General features: G+C 74.9%; 10 protein-coding genes. 6 read left to right on the top strand and 4 right to left on the bottom strand.

The annotated features are described in order from the left end of the window. Positions 1–115 precede the first annotated feature (115 nt). The 4 genes from EKG83_RS25450 (at position 116) to EKG83_RS25435 (ending at position 5,504) form a co-directional block, all read left to right on the top strand. Positions 116–2,896, top strand: a complete 2,781-nt coding sequence (locus EKG83_RS25450) for an AAA family ATPase (RefSeq protein ID WP_153278372.1) — start codon at positions 116–118, stop codon at positions 2,894–2,896. An 80-nt stretch (positions 2,897–2,976) separates the two neighbouring features. Continuing rightward, the gene (locus EKG83_RS25445) at positions 2,977–3,333 is read left to right on the top strand and encodes a hypothetical protein (protein ID WP_153278371.1); all 357 of its coding nucleotides are present in this window, start codon (positions 2,977–2,979) and stop codon (positions 3,331–3,333) included. After that, positions 3,312–4,715: an aminotransferase-like domain-containing protein gene (locus EKG83_RS25440; protein ID WP_051766691.1), complete on the top strand. Its 1,404-nt coding sequence runs from the start codon at positions 3,312–3,314 to the stop codon at positions 4,713–4,715. The genes EKG83_RS25445 and EKG83_RS25440 overlap by 22 nt, the downstream gene beginning before the upstream one ends. A 63-nt stretch (positions 4,716–4,778) precedes the next feature. Further along, positions 4,779–5,504 (top strand): hypothetical protein, encoded by a 726-nt coding sequence (locus EKG83_RS25435; RefSeq protein WP_153278370.1) that lies wholly within the window; start codon positions 4,779–4,781, stop codon positions 5,502–5,504. Between the two features lie 155 nt (positions 5,505–5,659). Here EKG83_RS25435 and EKG83_RS25430 read toward each other — a convergent pair whose 3' ends face one another. The 3 genes from EKG83_RS25430 to EKG83_RS25420 all read right to left on the bottom strand — a co-directional run bounded on the left by EKG83_RS25430 (position 5,660) and on the right by EKG83_RS25420 (position 13,476). Beyond that, positions 5,660–9,673, bottom strand: a complete 4,014-nt coding sequence (locus EKG83_RS25430; RefSeq protein WP_051766690.1) for a hypothetical protein — start codon at positions 9,671–9,673, stop codon at positions 5,660–5,662. A 2-nt stretch (positions 9,674–9,675) separates the two neighbouring features. Then, positions 9,676–12,906, bottom strand: coding sequence for a hypothetical protein (locus tag EKG83_RS25425; RefSeq protein ID WP_033434289.1), 3,231 nt, complete (start codon positions 12,904–12,906; stop codon positions 9,676–9,678). Between the two features lie 123 nt (positions 12,907–13,029). Next, positions 13,030–13,476, bottom strand: a complete 447-nt coding sequence (locus EKG83_RS25420) for a hypothetical protein (RefSeq protein WP_033434288.1) — start codon at positions 13,474–13,476, stop codon at positions 13,030–13,032. A gap of 224 nt (positions 13,477–13,700) precedes the next feature. Between EKG83_RS25420 and EKG83_RS25415 the strand changes: the two genes are divergently transcribed. Together EKG83_RS25415 and EKG83_RS25410 are read left to right on the top strand one after the other, a co-directional pair. Continuing rightward, positions 13,701–14,063, top strand: coding sequence for a hypothetical protein (locus tag EKG83_RS25415; protein ID WP_153278369.1), 363 nt, complete (start codon positions 13,701–13,703; stop codon positions 14,061–14,063). A gap of 363 nt (positions 14,064–14,426) precedes the next feature. Continuing rightward, positions 14,427–15,542 (top strand): S1 family peptidase, encoded by a 1,116-nt coding sequence (locus EKG83_RS25410; RefSeq protein WP_033434286.1) that lies wholly within the window; start codon positions 14,427–14,429, stop codon positions 15,540–15,542. Positions 15,543–15,620: 78 nt separating this feature from the next. Here EKG83_RS25410 and EKG83_RS25405 read toward each other — a convergent pair whose 3' ends face one another. Further along, positions 15,621–16,655 carry a terpene synthase family protein gene (locus EKG83_RS25405; RefSeq protein WP_211269228.1) on the bottom strand — a complete coding sequence of 345 codons (1,035 nt, stop codon included), beginning with the start codon at positions 16,653–16,655 and terminating at the stop codon, positions 15,621–15,623. Positions 16,656–16,854 lie beyond the last annotated feature (199 nt).

Below are 16,854 nucleotides of genomic sequence, written 5' to 3'. Positions count from 1 at the left end.
GCCGCCGGCGGGGTTCCCGCCATAGGGGAATCGAATATTTCGAAAGAACCACCGAAATAGCTCCCGCGCCGAGGTGTCGGCCAGCTACCGTCTGCACCTCGACGGGGGTGGGAACGTGGCCGGTTCGGACCTGGTCGGGCGCGAGAACGAGCTGGCGGCGGCGGCCGACGTGCTGGCGCGGGCGGAGCGGTGCACCGCCCGGTTGGTGCTGTCGGGCGAGGCGGGTATCGGCAAGAGCGCGGTGTGGGAGCGGGTGCTGCGCGACGCCGCGGCCCGCGGCTGGGCGGTGCTGTCGTGCCGCCCGGTGGAGTCCGAGGCCCGGCTGGCCTTCGGCGGCCTGGTGGACCTGCTCGACCGCGTCCCCGACGACGCCCTGACCGGCCTGCCCGAGCCGCAGCGGGCCGCGCTGGAGGTGGCGTTGCTGCGCCGCCGGGCCGACGACGGGGCGGGTGGCGGTGCCGGCGACCCGCGCGCGGTGTGCCTGGCCGCGCTCAACGTCGTCCGGGCGCTGGCCGCGCGCACGCCGGTCGTGCTGGCGGTCGACGACGCGCAGTGGCTGGACGAGGCCAGCGCGCGGGTGCTGGAGTACGTGCTGCGCCGGCTGGCCGAGGAGCGGGTGGCGGTCGTGGTGGCCGTCCGCTCCGACGACGACGAGCAGCCGCCGCTGGGCCTGGCCGGGCAGGACGACCTGGCGCACCTGCGCCTGACCGGGCTGAGCATCGGCGCCCTGCACCGGCTGGTCCGCTCCGCGTTCGGCGCACCGCTGCCCCGCCCGACGCTGATCCGGTTGCAGCGCACCTCGGGCGGCAACCCGTTCTACGCCCTGGAGCTGGCCCGCGCGCTGGCCCGCGACGGCGCCGCCACCGCACCCGGCCTGCCGCTGCCCGCGCCGCGGGCGTTCGACGAGCTGCTGGCCGACCGGCTGGTCGCGCTGCCGGCCGCCGCCCGGGACGCGCTGCTGTACGCGGCGGCGCTGGCGCAGCCCACCGTGGACCTGGTGCGGCGGGCCATGCCCGACCCGGACGAGGCCGAGGACGCGCTGGCCGACGCCGAGGACCTGGGCGTGGTCGAGGTGGTCGCCGGCGCCATCCGCTTCACCCACCCGCTGCTGCGCTCGACCGCCTACTCCGCGGCACCGGCCGGCCGGCGGCGGCGCGCGCACCGGCGGCTGGCCGACGTCGTGGCCGACCCCGAGACGCGGGCGCTGCACCTGGCCTTCGGGGCGGGCGCCCCGGACCCCGGGGTGGCCGAGGCGCTCGACGGTGCCGCGCTGGCCGCCCGGCAGCGCGGCGCGCCCGAGACCGCGGCCCGGCTGTGGGAGCTGGCCGCCGGGCACGCGACGGACCCGGCCCGCGGCGCGGCGCTGCTGGTGTCGGCCGCGCAGTGCCTGTTCTTCGCGGGCGACGCCAAGCGGGCCCGCGACCTGTTCGAGGCGGCCGTGGCCGACCTGCCCGACGGGCCGGAGCGGGTGGCGGCGCTGCTGGAGCTGGCCGTGGTGGTGTTCTACGGCGACGGGCCGGTCGAGGCCACCGCGCTCAGCGACGAGGCGCTGGCCCGAGCCGGCGACGACCCGGTGCTGACCGCGACGGCCTACCTGCGCCGGTCCTGGTTCTGCCAGAACGACACCGCCCTGCGGTACCGCAACACCCGCCAGGCGCTGGAGGCGATCACCGGCCACGAGGACGCGGCACCGGCCGACCTGGTGGCGTGCATCCTGGTCAGCAGCGCCTACTACCGGCTGCTGTCCGGCGAGGGGCTGGCCACCGGGGACCTGTGCCGGGCCGCCACGCTGGTGTCGCCGACCGACCAGGCCCGCGACGCCCGGATGGCCCGCAGCCTGCTGCGGGTGCTCACCAAGTACACCGACCCGGTGCGCGGCCGGGAGGAGTTCGCGCGGGCCCGCCGCGCCTCGCTGGACCGCGGTGACGAGGCGGTCGCCGTGCACGAGCTGGTCCACCTGGCCGAGCTGGACGTGTGGCTGGGCGACTGGGACCTGGCCGGGCGGGAGGCGGCGGAGGCGGTCGACGCGGCCGAGCAGGCCGGGCAGCGGCCGTGGATCGCCTACGCCCTCTACACCCGCGCGCTGGTGGACGCCCACCTCGGCGACGACGACGCCGCGCTGCGGGCCGCCGGGGAGGGGCTGCGCATCGCCACCGAGCTGGACGACTCGTGGGTCACCGTGCACCTGATGGCCGTGCGGGGCTTCGTCGAGCTGTCCCGGCAGGACCCGGGCGCGGCGCGGGCGCACCTGACCGCGGCGCTGGAGGTGTGCGTGACCGTCGGGCTGGCGGACTTCCCGATCAGCTCCCTCTACGGCGACCTGGTGGAGGTGACCGCCGAGCTGGGCCTGGTCGCGGAGGCGGAGGTGCTGCTGGCCGAGCTGGAGCGCCGCCGCGACCGCGCGTCCCGCCCGTGGTTGGCCGCGGTCGCGGCCCGGTCGGCGGCGCTGGTGCTGATGGCGCGGGGCGACCTGGACGGCGCGCACGCGGCGCTGGCGGTCCCGACGCCGCTGCCGATGCCGTTCGAGCAGGCCCGCACGGACCTGGTGCGCGGCCGGGTGCTGCGGCGGCGCAAGGAGAAGCTTGCCGCCCGGGAGGTGCTGCTGGCGGCGAAGCGGGTGTTCGACGGGTTGGGCGCGCACCACTGGTCGGGGCGGGTCGACACCGAGCTGGGCAGGCTGGGGCTGCGCCGCGGCGACGAGCACGACCTCACCGCCACCGAGCTGCACATCGCCCGGCTGGTGGCCGCCGGGCTGAGCAACCGCGAGGTGGCCGCGGCGGCGTACGTGTCGACCAAGACCGTCGAGGCGCACCTGAGCCGGATCTACCGCAAGACCGGCGTGACCGGCCGCCGCGAGCTGGCCCGGCTGGAGTTCCTGCGGGACCCGCCGGACTGAGCGCGGTCCGGGGGTGGGCGGGGCAACTGTAGGGTCGCTCCCCGATTCGTCGGGGGGTGCCCGCGCGGCAGGCTCGTGGCATGACGGATACGGCGGCTCGGCTGTTCCTGGTGGAGTGCTACCTGCCCGGTGCGCAGCAGGACGAGGTGGCCGCCGCGCTGCGCCGCGTGCTCGCGGAGGGGCGGGGCAGCACCGGGTTCGCGGGGTGCCTGGCGATCCCGGTCGACGACAGCTACTTCTGCATGCTGACCGGGGACGCGCCGGACGAGCTGGAGCTGACCTTCCGCCGGGCCGGGGTGCCCTTCGAGCGGATCGTCGAGGCCACCCGCGTCACGCCCGCGCCGCCAGTGCCGCCGCCGACCGCGCCGCCAGTGCCGCACCAGGGGGAACTGCCAGTGCCACAGCAGGGGGAACGATGCGCATTCCGGAAGGTCTGACCATCCCGATCGAGCTGGACCGCACCACCCGCCGCCCGCTCCAGGACCAGCTCGCCGAGCAGCTGGCCGGCGCGGTCGACCGCGGCCTGCTGGCCGGCGGCTGCCGGCTGCCGTCGACGCGGACGCTGGCCGAGCGGCTGCACGTCTCGCGCGGGGTGGCGCTGGCGGCCTACGAGATCCTGTACGCCCGCGGCTACCTGGAGGGGCGCCGCGGCTCGGGCAGCTACGTGGCCGCCCGCCGGTCCGCGCCGCCCGACCAGTGCCGGCCACCCGCGCCCGCGGGCGAGCACGTCGACTGCACGCCGGGCCAGGCGACCGGGGAGGGCTTCCCGCTGGCCGCGTGGCGCGCGGCGTGGCGGCACGCCAGCTTCCAGCCGCCGCCGGTGCGCGAGCTGCCCCGCGGCGGCCTGCCGGAGCTGCGCCGCGCCGTGGCCGGGCACCTGCGGCGCACCCGCGGCCTGGGCTGCGACGAGCACCAGGTGCTGATCACCAGCGGCCTGGCGCACGGCCTGCGCCTGGTGCTCGACGCGCTGGGCGGCCCCGGGCGCGTCGCGGTCCAGGACCCGGCCCCGCCGGTGCTGCGCCAGGTCGTGGCCGACAGCGGCCGCCGGGCGGTGGCGCTGCCGGTCGACCGGGACGGCGGGTGGACCGGCGCGGTGCCGCCGGCGTGCACGACCGCGGTGGTCTCGCCCGACGGCGGGCCGCCGTTCGGCGCGGTGGTCTCGGCGCTGCGCCGCCAGCAGCTGGCCGACTGGGCGCGCCGCGAGGAGGACCACCTGGTGGTGGAGGTGGTCGGGGTGCACGTCGCGCCCGCCGCCGCGCCGCTGCCCAGGCTGTCGAACCTGGCGGGTGTGCGCACCGCGGTGGTGGGCGACTTCCGCACCGTGTTCGCCCCGTCCCTGCGCGTCGGCTACGTGCTGCTGCACCGCGACCTGCTCAAGGCGCTGCCGCCGGGCGCGTTCGGCGACGAGCAGCCGTCCCACGTGGCCCAGTCGGCGCTGGCGCACCTGCTGACCGAGGGCAGCGTGCTGCGGCGGCTGCACCAGCTCGAACGCCTGTTCTCGCGCAAGGACGCCCTGGTGCGCGCCGCGCTCGCGCCGCTGGGGCCCGCCGTCCGGTTGGCGCCGCCCGGCGCGGCGGGCACGGTCGTGGTGCACCTGCCCGACCGGCTCGACGCCGAGTGCGTGCACGCCGAGCTGCACCGGCGCGGCGTGCTGGTGCCCACGCTGGCGTCGTTCCACCTGCCCGGCCGCCCGGCGGGCAACGCCCTCGTCCTGGGCCACGGCCACCTGCCCGAGCAGGTGCTGCGCGGTGTCCTGGACGAACTGGTCGACGTGCTGCACGTCGAGCACCCCGCGGTGGAGCGGGCGATCGGCCTGTGAGCCCACGGTTTCCCGCGCGGAACGCGCGGTGCACGTGAATACGACGCAAGGGGAGGGAAGTCGATGAACATCCGCAAGGGGGTCGCCGGCGCCGCGCTGGCGCTGGCCGCCGTCACACCCGCGGTCACCGCGGGCGAGGCTTCGGCAGCGGCCGCGTGGATGACGGCCTACGGGTCCTACACCGCGGTCTACGACCAGTGGCACTCCACCGTGGGCGAGTCGTCCTGGGAGGACATCTACGTGTCCTGCCAGACGCGCGGCGTCGGTGGGGTCTGGGGCACCCAGATCTACCTGTGGGCGTGGGTTCCCACGGCCACGCCGTCGGGCGGTTTGTGGGGGTACGTGGACTCGCGCAACGTCAACAACTACAACCAGAACGGCATCGCGGGCATCTCGTGGTGCACCTACGACACCGGCGGCTCCGGCGAGGGCGGCGGCAGCCCGTGGGGCACCGATGCGATGGCCGCTCGCGAGAGTGGCGTGGGCGGTGGCAGCCCGTGGGGCACCGACGCGGTTCCCACCCGCGGGGGCGGTGCGGGTGGTGGCAGCCCGTGGGGCACCGATGCGATGGCCGCTCGCGAGAGTGGCGTGGGCGGTGGCAGCCCGTGGGGCACCGACGCGGTTCCCACCCGCGGGGGCGGTGCGGGTGGTGGCAGCCCGTGGGGCACCGATGCGGTTCCCACCCGCGGGGGCGGCGCGGGTGGTGGCAGCCCGTGGGGCACCGACGTGATCGCCGCCGGTCGGGAGGACGACGGCGGCGGCGGCGAGGGCGGTGGCAGCCCCTGGTGAGCGGCCACCGGTGGTCCGCCCCGGTGAGCCGCCGCGGCTGAGCGGCGGTCCGGGAGGTGCACGGGACGAGGCCGGTGCCCAGCGGGCACCGGCCTCGTCATGTCCCCGGTCCGTCCCCGGTGGCGGCGCCCGATCACGGGCGCCGCCACCGCACTTCAGCCCAGCGCGACGGTGTCGGTGTGCACCAGGCGGGTCGCGACGATCCCGCCGTTGCCGTCGCGGTGCGCCTCGAACTCCTCGACCACCAGCCGCAGGGGGCTGGTGCCGGTGGGCAGTGACACCGTCCCCGTCCAGGTCAGCACGCCGTTGCTGCTCGTCGGGGTGCTGATCGTGGTGGTCGCGCCGGTCGGCTGCCAGCGCAGCACCGGGTCGGTCACGCCGGCCAGCTGCTGCTCCACGGTCACCCGGACCTCGTTGAGCCGTCCCGACTGGGTGTTCGTCGCACCCGGTCCGCTCACCTGGACGGTGCGGGTGGCACCGCTGCCGGTCACCACCGCGGTGCGGTCCGGGGCGAGTTGCGCGAAGTCGGCGGTCACCACCGAGGACAGGTACAGGCCGGCCATCGACCTGGGCTGGAAGCGGGCCAGGGCCAGGCGCACGAACGGGAAGTAGCCCTCCAGCGGTGTGTCGCCCTGCCGGGTGATCTGGATGTCGCAGTACCACAGCCCGCGCTCCGGGTCGAAGGCCACGTCGTGCGCGGCGACCTTCAGCTCGGTGGTCGGGAACTCCGGGACCGCCATGCCGGTGCCGAAGCTCGTGGCCAGCGGGAAGGACTGCTGGAGCACGTCGTCGGCCACCAGGGTGGAGTGCTGCGCCGGGTCGTTGCCCCACATGGTCACCGCGCCCCGCACGTGCTCGGGCGCGTCGGTGGTGGTGCTCGGCCACAGCAGCACGCCCAGCTTCTCGCCGTCACCGCTGGACCACCACGGCCGCTCCAGGTACACCCGCAGCCCGCCGCCGCGCCGCACGCTCTGGCCCGGCGCCGGGTTCTCCCAGCGGAAGATGGGCACCACCTGGCGGATCCGCGGCGCGGCGGGGCGGGCCGAGCTGCGGATCTCGTGCTCGACGACGGCGGGCGCGCTGCGCGTGTCCGGGCGGACGAAGCTCACCTCCAGCGTGCGCGGGGAGGTGAGCGACCCGCCCGCGGTCCGCCGGAACGTGCCGTTGGCGGCGTCGACGACCACGTAGTCGCCGGGCGCCTTGGCGGGGTCGGCGCCCCGGGGACCGGGCTGGTACTGCGTGCGGCTGTCCTTGTCGACCACGACCAGGTGGGCCGGGTCGATCGGCACGCCCAGGGTGTGCTGCTCGCCGCTGAAGGCGACCTCCCGGTGCTCCCGGAAGAACTCGCTGAACCGGGTGACCGCCCGCGCCTCGTACCGCACCTGCCGGAACCGGGTGTCGCCGAACTCGTGCTTCGCCTGGAACTGGACGGTCTCGGTGTCCGGCTGCGGCCCGTGGGCCTGCTCCAGCGGCACGGTGATCGGCGCGGACCGGAAGTCGCGCACGACCGTGGGGTCCGAGGTGCCGTCGTCCACGGGCATCCGCCAGCTCGCGGTGAACTCCACGCTGCCGCTGCTCTTGCGGCTGACCACCATGCTCGGGCCCAGCTCCGCGTGCGTGGTGCCGATCCCGGGCCGCCGGGCGGTGACCGCGGTGATGTCGGGCACGGCCAGGGGCGTGCGCACCGCGTGCACCAGGGTCAGCGTCCGGGCGGGGGTGAACATCGGGTGCCTGCCGCCGACCACGGACTGCCGGACCGCCTCCAGGTCGACCCCGGTGCCGGCCTGCTGGATCAGCGGCCACAGCGCCATCAGGTCCAGGTCGGCCGCGTCGAACTGCGAGGACAGCTGGAGCCGGTAGCTGTCGCCGGGGCGCAGCCGCACGGTGAGCAGCCGCGCGGACTCGTTCCAGGTCCAGCCGGGGGTGCCCTGCTGGAGCCGGACGCGGAAGCCCTTGGCCGCGGGCCAGGTGCTCTGGTCGACCGCGGTGAGCGTGGTGGAGGTGGTGGAGCCGGGCAGGCCGCGCACCAGGACCCGCCGGGCCAGCGGTTCGGGCAGGTAGGGCACGGGCAGCTGGTCGGTGTCGTAGTACCAGTGCCGGTCGGCCGGGGCGGGCAGGGCGCGGGCCGAGGCGTGCTGCTCCAGCACGGCGGCGTCGCGGGTGGCCAGCTCGGCGTAGCGGGCGGCGTTCACCGGCCGGCCCGTGGTGCTCTGGTCGAGCATCCCGTGCTGCTCGGCGACCTGCACGCTGGTGCGCGGCGGCAGCACGTGCCGGTCGGCGGTGCCCACGGCCGTGTCGGTGCCGGTGTTGCCGCGCAGCGCCAGCACCTCCAGCGACTCGGCCTCGCCGGGCACCGAGCGCAGCAGCACCTCGGGGGCCGCCACCGGCTCGAACCGGCGGAAGGTCTCCACCGGGGTGTTCACCGCCTTGTCGGTGATCGCGTCGGCCTGCTCGGAGGTCAGCGAGTTGCCCGCGATGTCCACCACGCGCGCCCGGAACCGGTAGCGCCGCCCGAACCGCAGCCGGGGCAGCGCGCGGGGGCCGAACCTGGCCAGGAACGGGAAGTCCGGGTCGGGCTTGCCCTCGGCGTCGGTGAGGGAGTTGTCCGCGGCCAGCGCCTTGCCGGGGCGCGGGGCGGCGAGGCTCCAGCCCGCCCAGTGCACCAGCGACTCCTGCAGGTACAGGTCCTCGTCGCCGCTCGCGCCGGAGGTCGTCGGCGCGGTCTGCGCCGCCGTCTCCTCCAGCACCTTGACCTCCTCGTTGCCGGACCGCACGAACACGTACGCGCCGTCGCGCCACATCAGCGAGAACCACTGCCCGGCGTTCTCGTCGCGCACGTCCCAGCGGTAGCCGCGGACCACGTCGTCGGCGTTGAGCGCGATGTCGTCGGTGATCTTGTCGCCGCCGGAGGTGAACGCGGCGTCGTTGACCACCCGGCCGCGCTCGATCTTCGTCGCCAGCCGCGAGGCGCGCGACAGCCGGCCCACCGAGAACCCGGCCGTGCGCAGCACGGGCAGCGCCTGCTCGTCCGGCGTGCTCGCACTGCGCTTGCGCAGCCGGCCGCCGCGCTCCACGCGCAGGCGGGTGACGGTGTCGGCGAACTGGCGCACGGCCAGCGCCGCGCTGTCCGGGTCCACCTGCAGCACGGCGAACCGGTCGGTCTCGCCGACCCGCAGCAGCCCGTCGCGCAGGTCGCTGTCGGTGTCCAGCGGGATGGCGGTGAACGCGTAGTCGCGGGTGCCCTTGCCGACCCGGCAGCGCATGGTGGGCCGCACGTGCACCGCGTCCGCCGTGCCCAGCAGCGGCTTGAGGTCGGTGACCAGGCGGACCCGGGTGACCAGCTCGTTGCCGCGCACGAGGTTGATCAGCAGCGGGTCGGTGGACTCGAAGTCCAGCACCAGGCCCAGCAGCCGCTGGAGGTGGTGGTGCTCGCGGGTCATCGCGACGACCTGGTGGAAGTCCAGCTTCGGCGCGGACAGCGGCGGCAGGTCGCCCTTGACCGGGTCGCGCCTGCGGTGGAACCGCTCGGCCTGCAGGAACGTCCGCGCCACCCCCTCGGGGGTGGTGGCGTCGGCGGGCCGGAACGGCAGCGCCCACTGGGCCGGGTCCTGCGAGCCGGGGTTGAACCCGCCCTCCAGCCGCTTGACCAGCAGGGTCTTGCGGTCGGACCCGAGCCCGTCGCGGTCGCTGTCGGACTCGAACCCGATCGGGCCGAACGCGTCGTCGGCGGTCAGCTCGTCCAGGGTTGGGAACCGCTCGGGGGCCAGCGCGCCGAACCGGCCGTAGCGGCTGTCGAGGAAGTCGCGCACGTGGCGGGTCGGGTAGGAGCGGATGCGGCGGCGGGTGAACCGGGTCAGCGCGTGCCGGTCGACCCGGGAGGTGGTGGCGAACAGGGCCGACCAGCGCCTGCTCTCCGGGGTGGACGAGCGCCTGGCCGCGACGCGCAGCGGTCTGCCGGTGGCCTGGTCGGTGATGTCCGGGAACTCCAGCCAGAACGCCGCGCCCAGCACCCGCGCCGGCCAGTCGACCCAGTCCGGGAACTTCGCCAGCGTGTCGGGCGTGGTGTCGGGCACCAGCCGCGGCGCGACGTGCACGGAGAAGCGGACCAGGTCCAGCGCGGGGGTGATCCCGTTGGGCAGCACGGTCCAGGTGATGGTCTGCTTGCTCATCTTCAGGCCCCCACGGGTGCGAACGCGGCGCAGTAGTCGGTCCAGTCCTGCTGGGTGAAGGCCGCGCCGAACGGGTGCGCGGGCACCTCCGGCGCGGCGGCCAGGGCCGCGCGGGCACCGGCGGCCGGGGCGGCGGTCTTGGCCAGCTCGCGGCGGGTGCGGACGGTGAAGGTCTCGCTGAACAGCCAGACCTCGATGGAGACGGTCACCGATGCCTCGCCGACGAGCACGGAGCTGCCGTCGGTCTTCTCCTGGTAGGTCAGGCCGAGGTAGAACTCGACCGAGATCTTGACCAGGCCGAAGAAGTCCAGGCTGCCGCGCAGCCGCAGGAACGCGGTCAGGCCCACCTGCTGCCGCACCACCTCCGCGCCGTTCTCCACGACCCGGACCTTCTCCAGCAGGTAGCACACGCCGCCGACGGCCTCGACCTTGCCGCTGGCGATGCCGACGTCCAGCGGCAGGGTGGCGCCGAAGGTGAAGCCGATCTCCAGCCGCTCCAGGCCGTCGGCGCCCAGCGCGATGCTCGCGTAGCCGCCGCCGGTGAACCAGTAGACGCGCAGGTTGAACGGCTTCTCGCGGGTGTTGAGGTCGAACTCGACGCGCACCGCGCTGCCGTCGAACGGGATCGCCACGGACGCGCGCAGCGTCAGGTCGCTCAGCGCGAACACGCCCAGCGGGATCGCGGGCACGGCGAACCGCAGCCCCGCCCGGACCCCGTTGCTGCCGGCGGTGATCTCCAGCTTGGAGCCGAGGAACGAGCACAGCTCGGCCAGTTCCTCGACGAACTTCAGCGCGCCGTGGAAGCTGACGTCGCGCACCCGGCAGTCGATGCTCGTCTTGGCGCCGCTGGCCGAGGTGTAGCGCAGGTTGTCGAACTGGATCGTCACCGCCCGGCCGGCGCCCTCCTTGCCGAACAGGTGCAGCGCGAAGTCCCGCAGCTCGCCGTGCATGCGCTGGGTGGACTCCACGCCGGCCCGCGACGAGTGGGTGTAGACGATGATCACGGTCAGGTGCTGGATCGGCGGGGCACCCGCCGGCGGCGGCAGCGGCTCGAACAGCGTCGCCTGCTTCGGGCCCGCCTCGACCTTCGGCGTCCAGACCAGGGTCCACTCGTTGGCGTCGATCTCGGGCAGCGGGCGGTGGTTCACCTTCCACGCCTGGTCCGGGTTGGACACCCCGGAGCCCGGCACGGGCAGCAGGTCCTTGATCGGCAGGCCCCCGAGCAGCTTGGCCTTCTCGGGGTCGCCGAACATCTTCTCCGGGTTGTAGAGCTCCTTGGCCACGTCGATCGGGTCGGCGGTGATCGGCCCGGTCTTGGCCGACAGGCCCCGGATGCCGCCGCTGGGCGTGACCACGCCGGTGGCGGCGGGGGAGAAGTCCAGGGCGGGCTGCGCGCCGGCCGGGTGCAGGGTCAGGTAGACCCCGCCGGTGTGCTTGCCCGGCGCGTGGATGCCGTCGGTCAGGTAGGGCGCGGCGTACTCGAACGCCGTCGGGGCCACCGCGCCGCCGCTGAGCGCGGCGACCTCGGGCAGCTCCAGCACGACCCGCTCCAGGTACGGGTAGAACGGCGCCCGGCCGGCGGCGAGCAGCGGTGCGGTGGAGCCCGTGGCCGGTTCGGAGTTGAACACGAGCCGGTGGGCGTTGGCCGTGGTGCTGCCCACCGGGTACGCGCTGCCGCGCTGGGCCAGGGCGATCTTGACGTTGTCCAGGTCGATGGTGCGCGCGGCGACCGCGTCGCCACCGGGGTTGGTGTTGTAGACGTCGTGGATCGCCTGCATCTTCGCGGCCGTGGCGGCCGCGGTCTCGTAGACGAACACCACCGGGGCGGTGAAGTCGACCTCGTGCCCGTCGTGGTCGGTGCCGCGCAGGTGGAAGGTGAACGGCACGTCCGACGCGGCCGCGGCCTTGGGCACGAAGGCGTTGGCCGCCTGGGCGGTGCCGCCGAACTCCACCGGCGCCGCCAGCGGCGGTGTGATGCGGGTGAGCACGCGGACCGAGGTGAAGGGCAGCTTGCGCTGGCCGTGCGGCATCGCGGTGTCGCCGGCGTAGGTGCGCACCGGCTGCTGCACCACGACGAACTGGGTGCGGCGCAGGGGGGCGTACCAGGGGCCGGGGCTGCCGTCGGGGTTGGGGCGGCGCTCGAACCGGCGCTCGGCGACCTCGACCAGCGCGGCGCGGTGGCCGTAGGGGAACAGGAAGCCGCCGGTCGTGACGCGCACGGACTGGTCGCGCCCGAGGCCGGCGCGGTGCTGCCAGGACTTGAGCTGGAGCGCGGAGTTGACCGGGTAGGTCCACCGGCCGTCGAGGTCGGCGGTGGCGCCCAGGCTGCTCAGGGTCAGCTCGGCCACGTCGATCGGCTTGGGCAGCGCCGGGTCCAGCCCGGTGCGCAGCGTCGGGTCGGCCGACAGCCGGACCACCGCGAACCGCTGCCGGGGCGTCAGCAGGTGGGCGATGTCGTCGGTGCTCGGCACGGACGCCGGGTTCTGCACCCAGGTGGCCATCTGCGGGTCGGCGAGCCAGACCGCCCGCACCGAGCGGCCCTCGGCCTGGTCGTCGACACCGCCGTCCCCGGTCCGCACGCCCAGGCGGGTGTGCCACAGCTCGGTCCACCCGTTGTCGGTGACCGGCGCGACGGCGTGCTCCCAGGCCCCGTTCTCGTTCGGCGAGAGCAGCACCCGCCACGGCAGCTCCAGCGCCGTCTGCGTGTCGGTCGGCGCCACCAGCGCCGAGGCGGTCTGGGTGCTGGTCGCGGTCGGCGCCAGGCGCGGGGTGAAACCGGTCCACCCCAGCAGCGCGTCGAGCGTGGCGGCCATCGGCAGCGCGGCGGTGATGTCGAACGCCAGCCGGCTGGGGCCCGCGACCCGGGTGGGCAGCGGCAGGTCGGCCAGCCGCAGCGGGTCGGTCAGCACCCGCTCCAGCACGGCCTGCGGCGGGAAGTGGACCACCAGGTACGCGCTGCCGGTGGTCACCTTGCGCAGCTCCGCGCCGCCGCCGGTCTGCACCAGGTCGGCGTTGAACAGGTCCACGCGCAGGTTGAGCGAGTCCTCGCGGCGGCGCAGGTGCAGCGTCCGGGTCGCGTTGGCGGTCAGGGCGAGGTCCCGCTCCTCGCCGGGTGGGCCGCCCGACGGGACGACCGCCAGCACCAGGCCGCCGGCGCCGGTCAGGTACAGGAACCGGCGGCGGTCGACGAACCGGCCGGGTGCGTCGCGCGGGGGCAGGTCGTTCTCGCTCATCGCTCGTCCTCTCGGGTGCGGTGGGTCGGTCGAGCCTCGCGCCCGCCCACCGGTGGCGGCAGGTCCACTGCGACGCGGCCTGCGCAGGACCACTGCGGGCGGGGCGCGGTTCGGAGGGCGGTTTCAGAGGGCGGGCGAGAGCTTCGTGCTCCAGTCGGCGTACGGGGTCGAGGTGTTGACGAAGTTCAGGTCGCCGTAGGCCCAGTCGGCCCACGCGTTGGTGTCGGTCACCCACGGCGACTCGCAGTGCAGGGTGCTGCCCGGCTGGAGGGCCATGGGCGCGTTCAGGCACTGGGTCGGCCAGCCCCCGGCGGTGGTGGCGACCTCCAGCTTGTTGAGGGTGACCGCGCCGAAGGACTGGTTGTTGGTCACCCAGTACTGGGCGCGCTTGGACGTGCCGCTGTACTCCAGGCACGCGATGGCCTGCACCCACGGCATCCACATGCCGTCGATCGAGCTCCACGCCGAGCACGTCATCGGCGCCGCCTGGGCCGAGGTCGCGGGTACGACGAGCGCGGCGGCGGCGACTGCGAGGCCGACGGCCAGCCGCGCGAGACGGGACATGCGCATGGGTTCCTCCTGAAGGACGTCCCGGCGCGAGCTGCCCCGGGACGTCGAGGACACCAGTCGGACGGCGCCGCGCCGAGGGCCACTACTCCCCGGGTTCGACCCCCGTAGTGGTCCGAAGTGGACTGGTTCGGCGCGAACCGGGGCTTTGTGGTCCTGTCGCGGCGTGACGGGGGGTCGCAGGATTCCCTGGCGCGGCGAGGGGCCGCGCCACGAGGGAGGGCACGATGAACGGATTGCTCCGCAGGGCGGGGAAGGCGGCGGTCGCGGGGGCGCTGGCGGTCGGGGCCGTGGCGGGCGCGGGCGCGGTGGCGAACGCGGCGCCGCCCGGGTCGGTGGTCTCGCCCACGCCGAAGACCGGCATGTACTGCACCCTGAGCACGAGCACCAGCGTGGGCTTCTACCACGGTGACGCGTCCTGCTTCAACGTCTCGTGGCCCGGCAACGTGGCCTGGTCGATCACGGTCACGTGCGTGGGCGGGTCGACGGCCACCAGCGGCATCGTCCTGTCGCCGCCGCGCAACTGGGCCTCGGTCAGCGCCGGGTGGTGCTGGAACGGCGTCCGGGACATCGCGATCCGCGAGCACTGAGCCGCGGGGCCGGGGCGTGGCCCGGGACCGGCGGCGCGACGCCCCGGCCCGCCACCGCCCCGGCGCCCCGAGGTGAGGGCGGGGCCGGCCGCACACCCCCCGACGGCGGGCCCCGCCCGATCACCGCGCCCGCGAAGTCGTCGTCCCCCGCTCGACGGCGCGCCGCCCACGCGGCGCGACCTGCCCGGCACGGGCAACCGCCGCCCCCCCGCTTGACGGCGCGCCGAAAAATCGGCATGGTCTGAACCAGTTCTCCATGAGAGCGCTCTCAGAACAACTTGCCCGGTGTGCGACCGGCCCGGCGCCGGCCGCGCACCCCCTGCGGACAAGGAGTGCTGCGTGCGGATGACAACGATGACATCGATGACGAAGATCGGCCTGGCCGCCGCCCTCGTGGTGAGCGGCCTGGCGGTGGCCCAGCCCGCCCAGGCGGCGCCCCTCTCACCCGGCCTGGTGGCCTCCATGCGGGACGCGTTCGGGCTGACCGAGCAGCAGGTCCTGACCAGGCTGCGCCAGGAGGCCACCGCGACCCGCCAGGAGCCCTCGGCCCGCGCCGCGGCCGGTGCCTCGTTCGGCGGCAGCTGGTTCGACCAGGAGGAGGGCGTGCTCGTGGTCGGCGTGACCGACGACGAGGCAGCCGACCGGGTCCGCGCGACCGGCGCCGAACCGCGCCTGGTCAAGCGGACGGCGGCCGAGCTGGACCGGGTCAAGGACCGCGTGGACGCGCTGTCCGGGGCCGGGCAGGTGCCCGCCGAGGTGACCAGTTGGCACCCCGACGCCGAGCGCGGCGCGGTGGTGGTCAAGGTCCAGGAGGGCAGGCGCACCCCGGCGGTGGAGGCGTTCCTGGACCGCGCCCGCCGACTCGGGCCGGTCGAGGTGGACACCGAGGGCGTGACCGCGCCCGTGCCGTTCGCCGCGGGCACCGTCGGCGGCGACCCGTACTACACCGGCAACGTCCGCTGCTCGATCGGCTTCTCCGTGCACGGCGGCTACGTCACCGCCGGGCACTGCGGCCAGGCCGGCGCCCAGGTCTACGGCTGGGACCGCTCGTGGCAGGGCCAGTTCGCCGGGTCCTCCTTCCCGGGCAACGACTACGCGTGGGTGCGCACCGGCGGCGGCTGGTGGAACGTGCCCGTGGTGCTCGGCTGGGGCACGGTGAGCGACGCGCTGGTGCGCGGTTCGTGGGAGGCGCCGGTCGGCACGTCGGTCTGCCGGTCGGGCTCGACCACCAGGTGGCACTGCGGCGTGATCCAGAGCCGCAACGAGACCATCCACTACGCGCAGGGCGACGTGCACCAGATGGCCGGCACGAGCGTGTGCGCGGAGGGCGGCGACTCGGGCGGCTCGTTCATCACCGGTGACCAGGCCCAGGGCGTCACCTCCGGCGGGTACGGCAACTGCTCGTCCGGCGGTCGGACCTGGTTCCAGCCGATCAACGAGATCCTGTCGACCTACGGGTTGACGCTGCTGACCGCCTGACGGGGGACCGGGTGGCGGCGCGCGTCGCCACCCGGACCTGCTCCGCGGGCTGCTTCCCCGGTCGGTCAACCCCCGGTGTCACAGCGTCAAGCTCAGTCGCGCGGCCGAGGTGCCGAGGCCGGTGGGGCCGTGCGGGACGGAGAGGCGCCGGCCGAAGCGGCCGGTCGCCTCGTGCCAGGCGTAGGAGCCGGCGGTCGCGTCCTTGAGGGCCTGGAGGTAGCCGGCGAGCCGGGTCGGCACGGGCTCGGGGACGTCGTCGTCGCGCAGCGCGCGTTCGAGGTCCGGGCCGACCACCTCGTCCAGGGTGCGGACGCGCGCGGTGAGCAGCTGGTTCATCAGCCGGGAGGCGTCGGCCAGGTCGCAACCGAGGGCGATGCGCAGCACCTCGACCCCGTTGTTGGCGATCGTGCCCTCGGCGACCTCCCGGTCGTAGGAAACGATGTCGTTGTGCAGGCTGATGATGTCGGCGAAGGCGCGCAGGGCGCTTTGCAGCGGCCGCATCCGGTGGACGTTCCCGGGGATCTCGCCCAGGCCGTGCTCCATGAGGGTGCCGGTCATGGGCAGACCGCCGAATTCCCGGCGGGCGTAGACGTATTCGACCGGGTCGCTCACGCCCAGGTCGACGTGGTCGATCTCCCACAGGACCCCGTGCAGGAAGCGGTCGATGTCCTGCACGAAACGGCGTCGCCAGGCGGGTGTCATGGGCGGTGCGGTCCTGGGCCACAGGTGGGCGAACGCCCGCTCGACCGGGTTGCCGGGCACCAGGTGCGGGCGGGGCAGGCCGTCGAGGGGGAGGAACTCCAGCAGGCGCTTGACCTGGGCGCGCGCCGCCGCGCGGTCGTTGTCCTGCCGGAACAGCGGCAGGAACAGGTCGTCGACGAACCACAGCGCCACGTGCCAGTCGGTGACCAGGTCCAGCTCGCCCGGCTCCGCGTCCGGGTGCGTCATCGCGGTCCACAGCGCGAAGTCGGCCTCGTCGAACTTCCGCCTGCTCCACTGGTCCGGCCACGTGGTGGCGTAGGGCTCGTCGAACATCCCCATCTGCTCCGCCCAGTGCCGCACGTGCTCCCGGGTCCCCTCCAGGTGGGGGTTGGTGCGCGCGGTGAAAGGCATGTGGAAAGCGGGGCGCGACGAGGAAAGGCTCATCCCCGGATCCTCGCAGCGGGGCCGGACCGGCAGAAGGACGAACTCCGCTTGTCACCCGATCGGAAAAGGGGCGGCCGGCGATCGCGCGTGACCCGAGGGCTGTCCCGGGCACCAGGTCGAACAGGCGTTCCCGCAGAATTGCGCCCAAAAAATGGGTGCTTCATTT

It is taken from the genome of Saccharothrix syringae (genome assembly GCF_009498035.1).
Taxonomy (GTDB): domain Bacteria; phylum Actinomycetota; class Actinomycetes; order Mycobacteriales; family Pseudonocardiaceae; genus Actinosynnema; species Actinosynnema syringae.
Note: the sequence above shows the minus strand (reverse complement) of the source record. Positions and strands in the feature narration are given on the sequence as shown.